This is a genomic window from Pedobacter sp. NEAU-ZC8 (assembly GCF_059278965.1).
This window is the reverse complement of the sequence record NZ_JCAJXC010000029.1, coordinates 1-16,991: the sequence shown is the minus strand read 5'-3', so window position 1 is coordinate 16,991 and position 16,991 is coordinate 1. Positions and strand designations below refer to the sequence as shown.

The following is a 16,991-nucleotide window of genomic DNA, read 5'->3' as shown; positions in this document are numbered from 1 at the left end:
AAAGTAAACGTGGAAAAGAGCGTGGTTACCCGTCCATGGCAAACCAGACTACTGGGCTTTACCTTTTATCACAAGAAAGGTAGCAAAGGCATTACGGTACACCGTAAAAGCATTAGCACTTACAAGGATAAAATCAGGGAGATTACCTGCCGCAGAAAACCTTACCCGATCGAGGATCGGATGATGCAAATCAGGCAGCTGAACCAGGGTTGGGGGAACTACTTCAAGCTGAGCGAAGCTCATACTGTATTCAGAGAACTTGATGAGTGGGTCCGCAGTCGAGTCAGGCTATGTTATTGGATACAATGGAAGCAGGTAAAGACCCGCGTTAAGCAACTCGAGAAACTTGGGGTTCACCCTGATCAGGCTTATCAATGGGGAAATACCCGAAAAGGCCATTGGCGAACCGTACACAGCCCGATACTGACCCGGACTCTTAACAATGCATTTCTAAAGAAACAGGGGCTACTATGTCTAAAAGAAATAGTAACCCCTAAAGCTGTTTATGTTTAATGAACCGCCGTATGCCGAACGGCACGTACGGTGGTGTGAGGGGACAGGTAATCAAATAATGATTACCTTCCTACTCGATGCTAATTTTACCAGATGCCCTTTGTGGCTTATCTGGTTTATTTTATACATTTGTTTTATGTACTTCTTCAGAAAGAAAGATCCAAACAGACCTGAGAATACAAACCTCAAAATCATGCATTTTATCAATGCTTTGGCCATTATTGTCTTTCTGGCAGGTGTAATCTGGAAACTTATAGACCTAATCATATTAAAGTAATGAAGAAAATCATAAACACAGACCAGGCCCCTGCGCCTATCGGACCATACAGCCAGGCGGTAGCAGTTAACGGTTTCTTATTCCTATCCGGACAAGTACCAATCAATCCTACTACGGGTGAATTGGAACAAAGCTCTATCAAAGAAGAAACCCGCCAGGTGATGCGTAATATCAATGCTGTACTGCTTGAAGCCGGATACGACTTCTCCCATATCGTGAAAGTAACGATATTCCTGTCAGACATGAGTTTGTTCAATGAAGTGAACGAGGTATATGGTTCATTCTTTAAGAGTAATTTCCCTGCAAGGGAAACTGTAGCTGTAAAAGGCCTTCCAAAAGGCGTTAACGTGGAAATCTCTGCGACAGCATATAAAGCATAATCCTATTTAGAAATTGTATACTGCAACCATAGATGCGCCAATAGAATACCTGAAAGGTGTTGGACCTATGCGTGCAGACTTACTGAAAAAAGAGCTAGGCATATATACGTATGCCCAGCTCTTGCATTATTATCCTTTTCGGTACATCGACCGTACCCGATTCTATAAGATTTCCGAGCTTCATCCAGACTTGCCTTTGGTACAGATCGTAGGACGTATTACAGGGAAGGAAATTATTGGAGAAAAACATAAAAAACGCATTGTAGCGAAGTTTACAGACGATAGCGGTACCATTGAGCTGGTCTGGTTTCAAAGTCTAAAATGGGTAGATGACAACGTGGAGCGCGGAAAGGTGTACATTGCTTTTGGCAAACCCAATGTTTTCAACGGCAGCTTCAGCATCTCCCATCCCGAGCTCGAAACCTATCCGCGACCGCAGACGGTAACCGGCAACCTTACCCTGCAGCCCATTTATAACTCTACGGAAAAGCTGAAAAAGCGCTTTCTGGATAGTAAAGGCATCCAGCAGTTACAACGCGCTGTATTGGAGCAGCATTTACGGGAAATTCCGGAGAATATGCCTGCATACATCCTCGAAAAATACCGGCTGATGAGTAAGCGGGAAGCATTGCTGAACATTCATTTTCCTGCATCTGCAACCGCATTGCAGAAGGCTCAACGCCGGCTTAAATTCGAGGAGCTATTCTTCCTGCAATTACAACTATTGAACAGTAAAAAGCTGCGCAGTTTGAAGTTTAAGGGCGCGCTGTTTAATGCAGTCGGACATAATGTCAATACCTTTTACAAGGATATTCTGCCATTCGAACTGACAAATGCGCAGAAACGTGTCATAAAGGAAGTACGTCTGGACACCCAAAGAGGTGTGCAGATGAATCGTCTGGTGCAAGGAGATGTAGGGAGCGGTAAAACCGTAGTTGCGCTTATGAGCATGCTGCTGGCGAACGACAACGGGTACCAGGCATGCATGATGGCACCAACAGAGATTTTGGCCAGGCAGCACTATGAGTCGCTTGCAGAACTTCTGGGCGATAAGCTGGTAAAAGTGGCTATACTAACCGGAAGTACGCCTAAAAAACAACGTACAAAGCTTCATCAGGAGCTGGAAAACGGCGAGATCCAGATCCTTGTGGGTACCCATGCCCTCATTGAAGACAAGGTGCAGTTTCAGAACCTCGGCCTGGTGGTTATTGATGAGCAGCACCGTTTCGGAGTAGAGCAGCGCGCTAAGTTATGGCGCAAAAACCAGGTGCCGCCCCATATTCTGGTCATGACCGCCACGCCAATTCCCAGGACACTAGCCATGACTCTCTACGGTGATCTTGACGTTTCCGTAATCGATGAATTGCCGAAAGGTAGAAAGCCCATCGTCACCAAACACCTGTATGAAGGACAACGGCTGCGTATGTTTGGTTTTATGCGGGAAGAGATCAAAAAAGGACGGCAGGTGTACGTCGTTTATCCGCTGATCAAAGAAAGTGAGAAGCTCGATCTGCTGCACCTGGAAGCCGGTATAGAGCAGTTAAGGTACCAGTTTCCGTTGCCAGACTATCAGATCAGCATTGTGCACGGACAGATGAAAAATGCCGACAAGAACTTCGAAATGCAGAAGTTTGTGGAGGGTAAAAGCCAGATCATGGTCGCTACAACGGTTATTGAAGTGGGTGTAAATGTACCTAACGCTTCCATCATGATCATTGAAAACGCAGAACGTTTCGGACTATCTCAGCTACACCAGCTTAGAGGTCGCGTAGGCCGGGGGGCGGAGCAATCCTTCTGTATCCTGATGTCGGGAAACAAGCTAAGTAAAGAAGGGAAAGTACGTCTGGAAACGATGGTAAAGACCAATAATGGCTTCGAGATCTCTGAGATAGATCTGCAGTTACGTGGACCTGGTGATATTCAGGGGACGCAGCAAAGCGGCGTATTGGACCTAAAACTTGCCGACCTGGCACAAGATCAGGTGATCCTCACGGAGGCAAGAAACACCATCATCGCCCTTTTTGATGAAGATCCAATGTTGGAGCTTCCAAAGAACAGTCTTTTAAAATCATATCTGCACAAGAAAAACCAAGGTATCACCTTCGACAAGATCTCCTAGAAGATCAACGGAAGTTCGGGACCCCAGCTCTGCCGCTCCTTAATCTTCGTCGCTACCCGGAAGCGATCCATTGCCAGCATACGCACCTTTACGGATCACTGGCATCTTCAAATACTTGTACAAGTCATCCAGCTGCAGCAGGCTTCCGTTTGTCAGGTTGCCTAAAAATACAACCACAATTTTCTTGTCTAGATCGCGTACATAGATGTGTCTGAAACCATGCCACCAGCCAGTATGGTACACCACACGACGGTTTTTATCACCTTCAAACACCCTCCAGCCGTAGCCATAGTTGAAATGCCCATTTACCGGCTTATTGCGGCCCTTGTATGCAGAGTCCAGACTTTCTTTTTTCAACAGCCTGCCGTTACGTAGTGCATTGTCGTAAAGCAGCAGGTCATGTATGGTGCTGTAAATCCCTTTATCTCCAACGGGTCCATCCAGGAAGTTCTGAACCACAGAATACCTCCATGTGCGGTCGTGACCAACCACGTCAACCGGAGGTTTTTTGTAAACCGTAGTGGAGTAAACATGAGTGTTTTTCATGCCCGCAGGCTTGAACACCTTTTCCATCATATAGTCGGCGTAGGGCTTACCTGTAACCTTTTCAATGATGGAAGCAAGTACCATATAGTTGGAGTTGTTGTAGTGAAAGCGCGTGTCGGGAGCAGCATACCGTGCAGGTTTATGTTCTGCAATCAGGCGCATGACGTCCATGTTGCTCATTGGTTTCATCTTTTCCTTCCAGATGTTATCCGTGAAATAAACGTAGTTCATCATCCCGCTGCGATGTGTTAAGAGCAACCGTACCGTGATACCTTCATAGGGGAAGTCCGGGAAGAACTTCTTTACGTTATCCTCCAGGGTCAGTTTACCATTCTCAATCAATTGCATGATAGCCACGCCGGTAAAGGTCTTTGTAACCGAAGCAAGCTCAAATTCCGATTTAATGTTTAAGCTGTCGCGATGCAGATAATCTGCCCAGCCAATGGCTTTCTGATAGATGATCTTGCCTTCCTTTGCTACGAGCACATTGCCATTAAATCCAGCCCGTTTATGTAATCGCTGTACAAAATCTGCAATAAACTTGTCTTCTTTTGCAGGATTGTAAACCAGCAGTAAGCTATCTTTTTTGTCGTCACTTAGTGTACGAACCGTTGGGTCATTGTTAGCACTATTGGTATTGGAGCAAGCGGCAAACATCAAGGTAATCATGGCAATTACCAGAAAGGAATAACGATAGATCATGGACAGGTAGAAGTCGGTTTATAAAAAGTCGGAAATTTAGAGATTTATATGGTTCTAAACGCAAAAGAGTTTTAAACATTATCAGTTACTTTACAATCATTCTAAGGGGAGAAAGACTATTTTTGTTGAAAATTAGAAATTATATGAATTTTAGAACAGAACACGATACCATGGGTGAAGTGCAGGTTCCTGCAGACAAGTACTGGGGTGCACAAACTGAACGTTCAAGAAATAATTTTAAAATAGGTCCGGAGGCTTCTATGCCAAAGGAAATTATCCACGCATTTGGATATTTAAAGAAAGCTGCAGCATTGGCAAATGCCGAGCTTGGTGTACTTGCACAGGATAAAGCGGACATGATCGCAAAGGTATGTGACGAAGTTATTGCAGGCCAGTTGGATGATCAGTTCCCATTGGTGATCTGGCAAACCGGATCTGGAACCCAAAGTAACATGAATGCCAACGAAGTGATCGCATACCGTGCTCATGTAATCAATGGCGGTTCATTGGAGGATGCTAAAAAGGTATTACACCCGAATGATGACGTCAACAAATCACAATCCTCAAACGATACTTACCCGACTGCGATGCACATCGCTGCTTATAAACAAGCGATAGAGATCACTATTCCAGGCATCAAACAATTAAGAGATGCGCTTGCAGCAAAAGCACAGGAGTTTCAAGAGATCGTAAAAACCGGTCGCACGCACTTCATGGATGCTACACCATTGACCCTTGGTCAAGAGTTCTCCGGATACGTACAGCAGCTGGACAATGGTTTAAGAGCCATCAACAATGCCCTGCAAATGATCTCTGAACTTGCTTTAGGAGGTACCGCGGTAGGTACTGGCTTGAATACCCCTAAAGGATATGATGTACTGGTTGCACAGAAGATCGCTGAGCTTACTGGCTTGCCTTTCGTAACTGCACCAAACAAATTTGAAGCCTTAGCAGCACATGATGCTATGGTAGAACTTTCTGGCGCTTATCGCCGTGTAGCGGTATCGCTGATGAAGATCGCGAACGACATCCGGATGTTGAGCTCAGGTCCACGTTCAGGTATCGGCGAAATCATTATCCCGGATAATGAACCAGGATCATCCATCATGCCAGGAAAAGTTAACCCGACACAACCAGAAGCATTAACCATGGTTTGCGCGCAGGTAATGGGTAACGACGTAACTGTAGGCATTGGTGGCAGCAACGGCCATTTCGAATTAAACGTATTTAAACCGGTGATCGCTGCCAATGTATTACAGTCTGGCCGATTGCTTGGTGACGCCTGCGTTTCCTTCACAGAAAAATGTGCGGTAGGTATTCTTCCTAACCTGCCGGAGATCAAAAAGCACCTTGAAAACTCCCTGATGTTGGTTACCGCTTTGAACCCGCATATCGGTTATGAAAATGCTGCTAAGATCGCGAAGAAAGCACACAAGGAAAATAAAACCTTGAGAGGTGCTGCAGTGGAACTTGGTTTATTAACCAGCGAGCAGTTCGACGAATGGGTTAAACCTGAAGACATGGTTGGAAGCCTTAAATAAATACATATTCCATTGAAAAGATTATATCAGCTCTGCTTTCCTGTGCTTCTACTGGCGTTACTTGCAACCGCTTGTCAACGTCTGCCTGATGTACAGGGAAGAGGAGAGGTCTTTATGCAAGGTGTCTGGACACAGGATAGTATCCCTTATGCCAGCACCTTGTTAAACTACACCGAGCACAAGTTTAAGTTCACCTGCGACTCGTTCTATGTAGACCTGACCACACATTCCAAGGTCAATTACTATGAGGACTCCTGCTTTAATAATGGCGTGTGGAAGGAGTATGCCAAAGGAATTTATGTGGTACGGAATGATAGCTTGTTTCTTCAGGGCACCTATACCAAATCAAATTACAAGCAAAAAGTATCCGGCTGTTACCAAACCGGTCAATACCTGAGGTCATTCTCCATTACCTCAGCAAAACCAAATCAGCTGATCATTCAAAGCGTAAACGACCAGCGTGAAGCAGTGCTGACGTTAAAAGAAAAGATCGTGTGCGATCCAAAACCTTTATAATTCTTAAGCGGTCATGATCAGGCATTTTCATCAACCTGGTTCTGACCGCTTTATTCATTCAAAACAACATTCAAATAATGAAACTTAGTAAAAGCTTAAAAGTGGGCCTGATCATGGCAATCTGCGCTTATATTCCTGTGAATGCCTCCGCATGGGGTATGTTGGGGCATCGCATTGTTGGACAGGTCGCAGAATCTTACCTGAGCTCAAAATCCCGTAAAGCGATCAAGAACATCCTTGGCGATGAAACACTGGCAATGAGCGCAAACTGGGCCGACTTCATCAAATCCGACAGCAGCTACAACTACCTGAGCTCATGGCACTATGTAAATCTGCCTGAAAAGCTCGACCGTCAAGGCGTGATTAACTTCCTGGAGCAAGAAAAACAACCAAACGTTTACAACAAGATCCAGGATATGATCAGCATCCTGAAAAAGAAAGAAAGCAGTGCCGACGAGAAGAAAATGGCTTTACGGATGTTGGTACACATGGTGGGCGACCTGCACCAACCTATGCATACCGCGAGAAAAGAAGACCTCGGCGGTAACAAGGTTTATGTATCCTGGTTCGGTGGCCGTTCAAACCTGCACAAAGTATGGGATGAAGGTCTGGTAGACTACCAACAACTGAGCTATACGGAATATGCAACTGCAATTAACCACCCAACTAAAGCACAGTTAAAAGCCTGGAGAAGCATTTCGTTGGCAGAAAATGTTTTTGAATCTTACCAGCTGGTGGATAAGATCTATGCAAAGACCCATGCGGATGATAAATTAAGCTACCGCTACAACTTTGATTTTGTAGACCACTTAAACGAACAATTGCTTAAAGGTGGTGTTCGTCTTGCAAAGATCATTAACGAAATTTACGGCTAATGGAACCTCTAGCTAAGCAAGCAACCTTATTCATGATCATGCTCGGCTGTAAGCCGCCAGGCCGTCATACCGAGCAGCATGACATCTTTTTCACTATTGCGGAGTCGATCGCAGACACCAGGGTTGAGGTGCTCAACTTCTGGCCGGAAGCGAATGGTCGCGTACACATGGATGCCTGGCGGGCGGTTACTGCGGTAGATGGATACCGGATTAAGGTGGTGCCGAAAAGCAGCAATAGCGAATCAAAGGGATTGAAGTTGTTTTTCATAAACCTTGGGGGCTACCGCGAAGGGGAGTTCGACGAGCCACATTACAAGCTGTTGATTGTCGCAAAAGACAAAGCAGAGGCTTCCAGGCAGGCCAAACAAACGGCATTTTACAAGCATACGGGTTTCGCAGGTGCGCCATCACATATTGATGATAAATACGGAGTAGATGTGGATGATGCCTTCGAGATCAGCGATGTTCTTGCTGCTGATTTAAAAGCGATGTATCAACTAGAAATCACCCCTGAAATTGATTTGGAAGCAGATCCTTTAACCCTTGGCTATATGCCATTATACAAGGCTTAAAACTTTTGTGGCCTCTTGCTGTTGTTTTAGTACATCAAAAAATCTACAACTATGAGTAATCAAACAGCAAACTACGAAACTTTAAACGATCTGATTGAAATCAATAATGACCGTATCGTAGGTTACGAAAAAGCAATTGAAGAGCTACAGCCTGAAGACAGCGATCTGAAATCATTATTTGCACAGATGATCGTAGAAAGCCAGAAACTTAAAATGGAACTTGCTACAGAAGTTCAGCGTTATGGTTCTGACATCGAAACTGGAACCACGAACTCTGGTAAAATCTATCGTGCATGGATGGATGTTAAAGCCATCTTTACCGGTCACGACCGTAAAACCGTTTTGAACAACTGCGAATTCGGTGAGGATGCGGCTCAAAAAGCGTATAAGACGGCTTTAGAGATGGACAACCTTTCTGAAGATGTAAGAGCTTTAATTACTAAACAAAAAGCGCAGCTAAGAGTATCACACGATGAGATCAAAGCTTTAAGAGACTCCGTAGCCTAATATAAAGCTAATGGAAAGATATGTGAGTGATCTGAATTTTCAGGTGCTCGATCAATATTCAACTGAGAAAGAGCCTGGTACCCACCAGGCTCTTTTTTTTGAGCTTCTTTAAGCTCTCAAATGGGCAATATGCACCATGAGTTCTCCAGCGGCACTTTCCGGATGGCATATTATGTCTTTTAATTCAGTTGATTATTAGTAGGAACTCTTATTATGATGCAGGTGTGTAGATAAAATAGTATAACCTTTTGATGAATCTGGCATTTTTAAATATTATACACTATGTGAAATTATTTAGGACGTCAAACTGCCAAATGCGTGAAATAGGAGTAATAATATTAGTCAAAATGGATGTTATTGTAACAACTATGTGGCGCAACAAGTATCAATTCTATAACCTTATGTTAAAAAAATATTAAAATACCTTTAAGTGCAGCTGTAAATTTGGGTGTCAAATATAAACAACTGTTATGAAAAGAGTTTTACGCATTGCACTATGCTTAGTGATGTTGATGTTACCCGGCATTTTGCTCGCACAGCAAAGGACCACCTCGGGAACAGTCTCCGACGAAACCGGATCTGCAATCCCGGGGGTTACGGTTACTGTTAAGGGTACCGCACTTAAGGCTTCCACTAATGAAGATGGAAAGTTTACCATCGGCGTTCCAGCCGGTCCTCAAGTATTGGTTTTTCAGTATTTGGGTATGGATGTCCAGGAGGTAAATGTTGGGCCCAATAATCTGAATATTTCAGTGTCAATGAAGAGCAACGCACAGGACCTGGAACAGGTGGTGGTTGTTGGATATGGTACAACAAAAAAGAGTGACCTGACCGGGTCCGTTGCAACGCTTAAAGGTAGCGAGCTTAATCGTACCCCTGCCGCCTCTGTAGATCAGCTACTGCAAGGTAAAATCGCAGGTGTTCAGGTTATCGCACCTGGAGGACAGCCTGGGTCCGGCGCAACAATAAGAATTAGAGGTGCAAGTTCGCTAAACGGATCTAAAGATCCCCTTATGGTTGTTGATGGTTACCCATGGGGCGATGCAGGACAGTTGAAGCAAATCAACCCTGAAGATATTGAATCCATTGAAGTGTTAAAAGATGCCTCCTCCGCTGCAATCTACGGATCGAGAGGTGCAAATGGTGTAATTTTAGTAACTACTCGTAAAGGCGTTGCTGGGCGTCCCCGCATCGCTTTCTCCTCTTTAAATACCCTTTCTTCTATGGCTATAAAGCCAGACCTTTGGCGCGATGGTGTGGACCTTGCGACCTATGAAAATGAAGCAGCACTAACTGGCGGTACACCTGCAGACCAGCTGCCTTACTTGGGTCAAATCAGAACTGGCGTTTACTACCCTTCCATTGCTGAACTTCGCGGATTAGATCCAAACAAACCATTATGGGCATACAATACGGATTGGGAGAAACTGGTTTACCGGAACCCATTCTCTCAAAGCTACACGCTTAGTGCTGACGGCGGTTCTGAAAATACCAAGTACTCTATCTCTGGAAACTACTATGATGAACAAGGCTTGTCTATCAATAATGGTTATAAGAAATATACCAGCAGACTTAATTTAGATCAAAAGCTATCGCAAGCCATCACGGTTGGTACGAACGTCATTTTAGCTTATACCCGTAACAACGGTATTGGGTTGAGCATCGATCGTTCACCAATATTCCCCGCTTATGATGAGAATGGAAACTATTTCCGTACAAGCAACACCGACTACGGAAATCCGGTAGCATTGGCAAACAGCCTGCTTAACACCACTAAGACCGTTGATGTACTGGGAACCATTTATGCGAATGTTAAGCTTACCGACTGGTTGCAATTCCGGACACAACTGAATTCTAAATTTGGGAACTCGGTAAACGACCAATATGACCCGAATGGTGCAACGCAAAGAGGGTTTGAGGCACAGGGATATGGCTCCATTGATAATGGTAACTATTCTGAGTTATTGAATGAGAACTATTTCACAATCGATAAGACATTTGCTGACATTCATAAGTTGAATTTTGTTACTGGTTATTCCATTCAAAAAACCGAAAATAGGTCAAGCAGTTTGATTGGACGTCAATTCGTAAACGACAATATCTTAAACGAAGATCTTTCTACTGCAACAAGCAAGAGTATCACCAACGGACTTTCACGATTTGACCTATCCTCCTTCTATGCGAGAGCAAATTACGTGCTTAATGATCGTTATCTATTCACCGTAACGGCAAGGGCGGATGGTTCAACAAAATTTGGCGCTAACAACAAATGGGCTTACTTCCCCTCAGCGGCTGTCGCCTGGAAACTAAACGAGGAAGATTTTATCAAGTCACTGAATCTATTCTCTGAATTAAAATTAAGAGCCAGCTTCGGCTTAACCGGAAATCAAGGTATCAGTCCATACCAGACCTTAGACCGTTTCGGCTCTGCGAGATATTTTACAGGAACTGGATTTCAAACTGGGTTTGGTCCCGGACTGGCAAGCGGTAATAATGAACAAGGCTTAACGATTGTCGGCGGCTTGGGTAATAACAGCCTTAAGTGGGAAACCACTCGCTCTACCGACATCGGTATCGACATTGGGTTTATGGATCAACGCATTACCCTTACCGCAGATTATTATGAAAAGAAAACAAACGACTTGTTGCGTTTGAAGACCATTGCACCATCTGCTGGATATGATCAGCAATGGATTAACGATGGAGAAGTAAGTAACAAAGGTATTGAGCTAGGCATAAACGCTGATATCATAAGAAAAAGCGATTTAAGCTGGACATTGAATGCAAACTTCAGCAGAAACCGTAACAAGGTGCTGAGTATGGGAGAGAGTGAGCGTGTAGAGATCGGATCATTGTATGATCAGGTTAGACAACGCGTAAACACCTTTACAGTTGGTCAGCCGATGTTCGCTTATTACGGGTATAAATCTGATGGCATCATTCAGACCCTCGAAGAAGGGGTTGCTGCTGGTCTTACCGGTGCTGATGCCCAACCAGGCGAAATCAAATACCTGGATCTAAACGGAGACGGACAGATCGATGGTGCTGACAGAACAATCATTGGAAATCCGAATCCTGACTTTGTATATAGCTTCAACACAAGTTTGAAATACAAGAAGTTCGATTTTTCTGCGCAGGTGTATGGCGTGCAGGGCAATGATGTTTTTGATTTTAGAAAAATGTCTCCAAGTCGCCAGATGCAACGTTGGACCCCGGATAACCCGAGTACAGAATATCCAAGAGCAAACAACACAAGAGGTTACCGAGCATCAGATTTCTTTATTACCGACGGCTCATTCCTCAGAATTCAGAACGTGACGGTTGGATACACAGCTAAGCCACAGTTCATCAAAGGCATCAAGAATTTACGTGTATTTGTATCAGGTAACAACCTGTACACCTTCAGTAAGTTTAACGCCGGATTTGATCCTGAAGTAGGAGAGTCTGGTATTCATCAAGGCTCTTACCCTAAAACAAGAGCACTTTCTCTAGGTCTTAACGTTGGATTTTAATTAATAACAGAATCATGCAATTGAAAAAATATATACTCTGCACTGTAGTTGCTGCCACCATGGCTGCAAGCAGCTGTACAAAACTGGATGAAAAGCCTTATGGCTTGACCAATACCGGTTCCTTCTATAAAACTGCTGCCGATGCAAAATCAGCAATCATTTACGCTTATTCGATCCTGCCGGAAGTAGGGTACTATTCCAGGGGGTTTTACATCATCACGGAACTGCCTACTGAAAACCTCAGTCAAAAAGGTGATGCCGGGGTAAGCAACTTTGAACTGGATCAGTTACGTACCACAGCAACCAATTCAGATCTTGATAATATCTGGACCTACATGTACCGGGGGGTATCCCGGGCGAATGCCGTAATTGTCAATGTGCCTTCCATTCCGAATATGCCGGAGGCAGATCAGAATCAGATTGTTGGTGAGGGACATTTCCTGAGAGCACTTCATTATTTCAATCTGGTGCGTATGTTCGGCGAAGTGCCAATCCGCACGGAAATTCTCGAAGATGTTACACAGATCCCTGTTGCGAAGTCGCCAATTAAAGATGTCTACGATTTGATCATCAGTGACCTCAAGGCCGGCGAGGAAAAAATGAGTATCGCTAAAAATGAAGAAGGCAGAGCTAACAAAACTGCGGCACAGGCGCTGCTCGCGAAAGTTTACCTTCATTTGGCCTCTTCTGCTGCGTCAAATGCGCCAGGCTACGCGTTTGTGACAGATGCAAATGGCATGTACACTGCAGCAAAAGACTATGCAGGCAAGGTTATCAATGAACAGAACAACTTTGTGTTCACCGAAAGCCTTCCCGATATCTGGAATACTGAAGTCTATAAGAAGATGCCCTCAGAGCATATCTTTGATGCAGCAGTAGATCGCACGGGTGAAATCGAAGGAAATTATTCTAAGATCAGCAATATGTTTTTAGCAGGCGATCGTCCAATGACCATTCTATACAACCAGAATGACCCAACGAGCCAAAAGATCAACATCGGACAAGGTTGGGGGCACTTCTTAATGGAAGCCGGACATTATAACAGCTATCCCACAAATGACAAGCGTAAGTCCGAATTGATTGTATCCAGCTATGAGAATGATGGCAAGACCTATAACCTGGATATCGCCAGCAGTTCAAGACCGTTTAGCAGAAAATACATTGATCCGCTTCGTGTTGGCGATAAAGCAAGCACCAACTCTCCTGTAATCAGGTATTCAGATATTCTATTGGTTTATGCAGAAGCAAGCGGACCTACCACAGAAGGTTATGCTGCCGTTAACAAAGTTCGGGCACGTGCCGGTCTGGGGAATTTAAACCCATCACTAGACCTCGCTGCGTTTAGAGACGCAGTAGTGCAGGAACGTTCCTGGGAACTGGCCTTTGAAGGGAACCGCCTATTTGACCTGAGACGTACTAACAGCGTTGAAAAGGTTCTGGTACAGCAATATGGAAAAACACTTACTAATGGTGCTTATTTCTTTCCAATTCCACAAAGAGAACTGGATACAAATCCATTAATGAATTAAGTAGCTGACCGAACAAAAATCAGGATCACTTCATCATCAAAATATAACAGACATGAAAAATATTAAAACATTCATTCTTCTCAGCTTCAGCGCTACACTGCTGATCTTCTTCAGTGGCTGCAAAAAAGACCCCTATAAGGACGTAACCAGCAACGAGCGTTCCATTGAGGCATTTTCACTGGCAGAGGGCCAGATTGGGCCTGCAGTAATAGACCGTGTAGCCGGCATTGTGAAAGTAAACGTATTAACACAGGATGGTGATCAGTTTACCGGCCTTAAGCCTACTGTTCAGGTTTCCTACCGGGCGCAGGTAAGCCCCGCTTCTGGGGAGGCCGTGAATTTCGACGCCAAGAATCAGGCAACATATACCGTTACCTCCGAATCGGGACAAACCCGCCAATGGACAGTGGAACTTGTTCCTTTTACGGAGACCCTGCTTGGCACGTATAGCATCAAGGGTTTAGTTGTTTACGGTGGTACCGGACCTGAATACGGCGGTGGAGGCCTGATTAATATGGCTGAAAAGCAAGTTTGGCCGGTTACAGACGGACCTGCAGCAGAGTTAGACAATACCTTGACCTTTACTTATACCGCTGCTACTGCAGACGGAAAAACCACCGGAAAAGTGATCAACGAAGCTGGTGCAGATGGGCTGTACGCAAACTTTACATTTACACCAAACCCACAAACTGATGTGAATGGGCTATACCGTAAGATCCCGAAAGGTGAGTCCACCTGGGTTAGAGATTACGCGGCCAATACGGTAACTTTCACCGCTGCGGATGGGACCAGCTCTACGGCTACCTTTGCTAATGCTGGTACTGAGGACCTGGGCAATGGTCAAAGTAAAACGATTGCGGACAATGCCTTTGTTTTCACAATGAACGGTGTTGATGATTGGGATAAGATTTTTTCTGACTATGATAAGTTGGTTAAACGCCCAAGGAAATTCTGGATAGATGTCAAAAAAACCAATTAATCTTAAGCTAGTATACATTATGAAACATTTAAAATATTCCTTGATACTAAACCTGATCGTGCTTGCTTTTTTCTCTTGTAAAGGCGATAGTCAAAACGGTAGCGAAGTAGAGCCACCAGTCGTGCCGCCAGTGATGGAGGTGCCGAAGACGGGCTTCAAAACATTAGATTATCTATACAGCATTTCCGGTAAAAAGACGCTAACGGGCATTCATAACCGGGAGCCAAACGCGACGCCTGCAAGGTGGACCAATGAAGTATACGCGAAGACCGGTAAATATCCGGCTTTATGGAGCGGCGACTTCCTGTTCCAGGGCGACAACATCAATAATCGTCAGGTTATGATTGATGAAGCAAAGGCACAATGGAAAAAAGGTGCTGTAGTTAACATCATGTGGCATGCCTGTAATCCTGCGTTAGCTGAGCCATGTGCTTGGGATGATGGGAAGGGTGTTCTAAGTTCCATGTCAGACCAGCAGTTCAACGATCTGCTGACCGATGGTACCGAGATCAATAAAAAGTGGAAAAAAATGATGGATGATATCTCGGTATACTTGCAGCAACTGGAAGACGCAGGTGTGGAGGTTCTTTTCCGTCCTTTGCACGAGATGAACCAAGGGAAGTTTTGGTGGGGCGGCCGTCCTGGTGTCAATGGCACCGCGAAACTATACCGTTTAACACATGATTATATTAAAAACACCAAGGGCTTGAGCAACCTGATTTGGGTATGGGACATGCAGGACTTCGGTACACTGGAAAGCGATCTTACCAGTTATAATCCTGGAAAAGAATACTGGGATGTTGCAGCACTTGACATCTATGATGGCAGTGGTTATACCGCGGCAAAATATAAGGCAATGGTGAATATCGCAGATGGAAAGCCTATCGCGATTGGCGAATGCGAGAAATTACCGACACGTCAGGAATTGTTAGAACAACCGAAGTGGACCTTTTTTATGGGCTGGTCTGAGCTAACCTTTTCGAAAAATACCGAAGCGGAAATTAAAGCGCTGCATACTGCAACAAATGTTATCACTTTAGATCAGATGCCAGGTTGGTAGGAAGATCAACAAAAAAGGTACTGTTATAAATTGCAAACATTTTAGACAAAAAAGTATTTTTGTATTTCAAAGAAGTTCGACTATGGAACTATCTAGCGTAGTCTCAACTTTCGGGTTGGGACTACTTAGTTTATAGCCCTCAATGAACTCCGTATCATTCTTCCATAAAGTATAGATCAATATTAATAGCTTTCTTTGAATGGCAACTTGTCCAATCATCTTTGAGGGTTTGTTTTGATTGATTCTTGTATACATTTCTTTTAGACCAGGATTGAATCTGCAAGCGACCATTGCCGGGAAGTACAATGCATTTCTGATGTACCGATTGCCTTTTTTAGAGATTCTGGTCTTGCCTTTTATGGAGGTTCCTGATTCTCTTTGCACGACATCATAGCCTGAATAACTTACCAGTTGTTTAGCATTCCTGAAATGCTCAAATCCCATAGTTTCGGCCAGGATAGTAGCTATGGTAATCAAACCTACTCCCTTTATGGTGAGCAGCTTTGTTATTCTTTCTTTCAGGTTGCTGTCTGTTTCTATAAGCCTTTTTATCTCTTTTAACGTTTTTGCAATTTCTTTGTCGATATCTTCAATCAACTTTTTATTACTCTTGAGAATGAAGCTTTGAACATCGTGCGAAGCGTCCTTACTGTGCTTGATGTTGCCAAGGCTAGTTTTTTGTTCTTGTAGCTGAACATAATATCTGGTTAGATTCCTCAGCTGTAATAAGGCGGCAGGAGGTGGAGTCCAAAGCTTATGAGTCCGCTCTACTCCAAGCTGACTTAAGATCCTTGCATCAACAGCATCTGTCTTGGTCTTGATGTTTAAGCTCGAAAAGTAGTGTTTAGAGGTGTTAGGAAGCACCACATGAACCCTTTTCTTTACTTTATGTAAATGGTGTGCCAAATTTTCGTAATAAACACCCGTGGCTTCCATTAGAAACACAAGCTCTGGTCCGATGGCGATAGCGCCCTTGGCCCAGCGAAGCATTTGGTTAAAACCTTTAGTATCATTGCCAAAGGTTACTACTTTTGAGAACGCTAATTCGCCATTCTCTGCACGCTGACACAGACATACTGTAAATGTAGCTTGTGAGATATCTATCCCAACTGATTGTTTTGTAATAGCCATAATCAAGAATTTAGATCGTATCGACTTAATTCCCCTTCGTCTATCCTTTTGTTTTATCCAGGCTCCTAGTTATGGCCTTAAGTACTGTTCAGACTCCTGAGAATAAAATCGTGTCGTTCAACCTTTTTTACGGTATAACATATAGCCTACCTAGCCCGATCTGAACTGACACGAACAGCCAACACATTTTGCATAACAACAATATATTGACCTTTTTAAAATTCTCAGTAAA

General features: G+C 44.1%; 15 protein-coding genes. 13 read left to right on the top strand and 2 right to left on the bottom strand.

The annotated features are described in order from the left end of the window. The 4 genes from AC5WJX_RS17595 to recG form a co-directional block, all read left to right on the top strand. Positions 1-513, top strand: a 513-nt coding sequence (locus AC5WJX_RS17595) for a group II intron maturase-specific domain-containing protein (protein ID WP_494483672.1), incomplete at its 5' end; no start/stop codon positions are given. Then, entirely contained in the window at positions 506-790 is a 285-nt protein-coding gene (locus tag AC5WJX_RS17590) for a DUF6728 family protein (RefSeq protein WP_494485564.1), read from the top strand. The genes AC5WJX_RS17595 and AC5WJX_RS17590, both read left to right, overlap by 8 nt. Then, the gene (locus tag AC5WJX_RS17585; protein ID WP_494485563.1) at positions 790-1,170 is read left to right on the top strand and encodes a RidA family protein; all 381 of its coding nucleotides are present in this window, start codon (positions 790-792) and stop codon (positions 1,168-1,170) included. The genes AC5WJX_RS17590 and AC5WJX_RS17585 overlap by 1 nt, the downstream gene beginning before the upstream one ends. Positions 1,171-1,183: 13 nt before the next feature. Beyond that, positions 1,184-3,289 carry an ATP-dependent DNA helicase RecG gene (gene recG / locus AC5WJX_RS17580; protein ID WP_494485562.1) on the top strand — a complete coding sequence of 702 codons (2,106 nt, stop codon included), beginning with the start codon at positions 1,184-1,186 and terminating at the stop codon, positions 3,287-3,289. Between the two features lie 39 nt (positions 3,290-3,328). Here recG and AC5WJX_RS17575 read toward each other — a convergent pair whose 3' ends face one another. Then, a complete protein-coding gene (locus AC5WJX_RS17575) occupies positions 3,329-4,537 on the bottom strand; it encodes a serine hydrolase domain-containing protein (protein WP_494485561.1) in 1,209 nt (402 codons plus the stop codon). Positions 4,538-4,680: 143 nt separating this feature from the next. On the opposite strand from AC5WJX_RS17575, the gene fumC reads away from it, so the two are divergent. The 9 genes from fumC (at position 4,681) to AC5WJX_RS17530 (ending at position 15,628) form a co-directional block, all read left to right on the top strand. Next, on the top strand, positions 4,681-6,078 hold the full coding sequence (fumC, locus tag AC5WJX_RS17570; RefSeq protein WP_440428536.1) for a class II fumarate hydratase: 1,398 nt from the start codon (positions 4,681-4,683) through the stop codon (positions 6,076-6,078). Positions 6,079-6,090: 12 nt separating this feature from the next. Beyond that, complete coding sequence (locus AC5WJX_RS17565; protein WP_494485560.1) at positions 6,091-6,594, top strand: fumarate hydratase; 504 nt, start codon at positions 6,091-6,093, stop codon at positions 6,592-6,594. A gap of 77 nt (positions 6,595-6,671) precedes the next feature. Then, positions 6,672-7,469 carry a S1/P1 nuclease gene (locus tag AC5WJX_RS17560; RefSeq protein WP_440428534.1) on the top strand — a complete coding sequence of 266 codons (798 nt, stop codon included), beginning with the start codon at positions 6,672-6,674 and terminating at the stop codon, positions 7,467-7,469. Continuing rightward, positions 7,469-8,041 (top strand): DUF1543 domain-containing protein, encoded by a 573-nt coding sequence (locus AC5WJX_RS17555; protein ID WP_494485559.1) that lies wholly within the window; start codon positions 7,469-7,471, stop codon positions 8,039-8,041. The genes AC5WJX_RS17560 and AC5WJX_RS17555 overlap by 1 nt, the downstream gene beginning before the upstream one ends. A 51-nt stretch (positions 8,042-8,092) precedes the next feature. Continuing rightward, positions 8,093-8,548 carry a ferritin-like domain-containing protein gene (locus AC5WJX_RS17550; RefSeq protein ID WP_440428532.1) on the top strand — a complete coding sequence of 152 codons (456 nt, stop codon included), beginning with the start codon at positions 8,093-8,095 and terminating at the stop codon, positions 8,546-8,548. 470 nt (positions 8,549-9,018) lie between these two features. After that, on the top strand, positions 9,019-12,060 hold the full coding sequence (locus AC5WJX_RS17545; RefSeq protein WP_494485558.1) for a SusC/RagA family TonB-linked outer membrane protein: 3,042 nt from the start codon (positions 9,019-9,021) through the stop codon (positions 12,058-12,060). 14 nt (positions 12,061-12,074) lie between these two features. Further along, on the top strand, positions 12,075-13,589 hold the full coding sequence (locus tag AC5WJX_RS17540; RefSeq protein WP_494485557.1) for a RagB/SusD family nutrient uptake outer membrane protein: 1,515 nt from the start codon (positions 12,075-12,077) through the stop codon (positions 13,587-13,589). 52 nt (positions 13,590-13,641) lie between these two features. Further along, on the top strand, positions 13,642-14,568 hold the full coding sequence (locus AC5WJX_RS17535; protein WP_494485556.1) for an SGBP N-terminal domain-containing protein: 927 nt from the start codon (positions 13,642-13,644) through the stop codon (positions 14,566-14,568). 19 nt (positions 14,569-14,587) lie between these two features. Further along, positions 14,588-15,628, top strand: coding sequence for a glycosyl hydrolase (locus AC5WJX_RS17530; protein ID WP_494485555.1), 1,041 nt, complete (start codon positions 14,588-14,590; stop codon positions 15,626-15,628). 66 nt (positions 15,629-15,694) lie between these two features. Here the strand turns inward: AC5WJX_RS17530 and AC5WJX_RS17525 are convergent, their stop codons facing one another. Then, complete coding sequence (locus AC5WJX_RS17525; protein ID WP_494483982.1) at positions 15,695-16,759, bottom strand: IS110 family RNA-guided transposase; 1,065 nt, start codon at positions 16,757-16,759, stop codon at positions 15,695-15,697. Positions 16,760-16,991 lie beyond the last annotated feature (232 nt).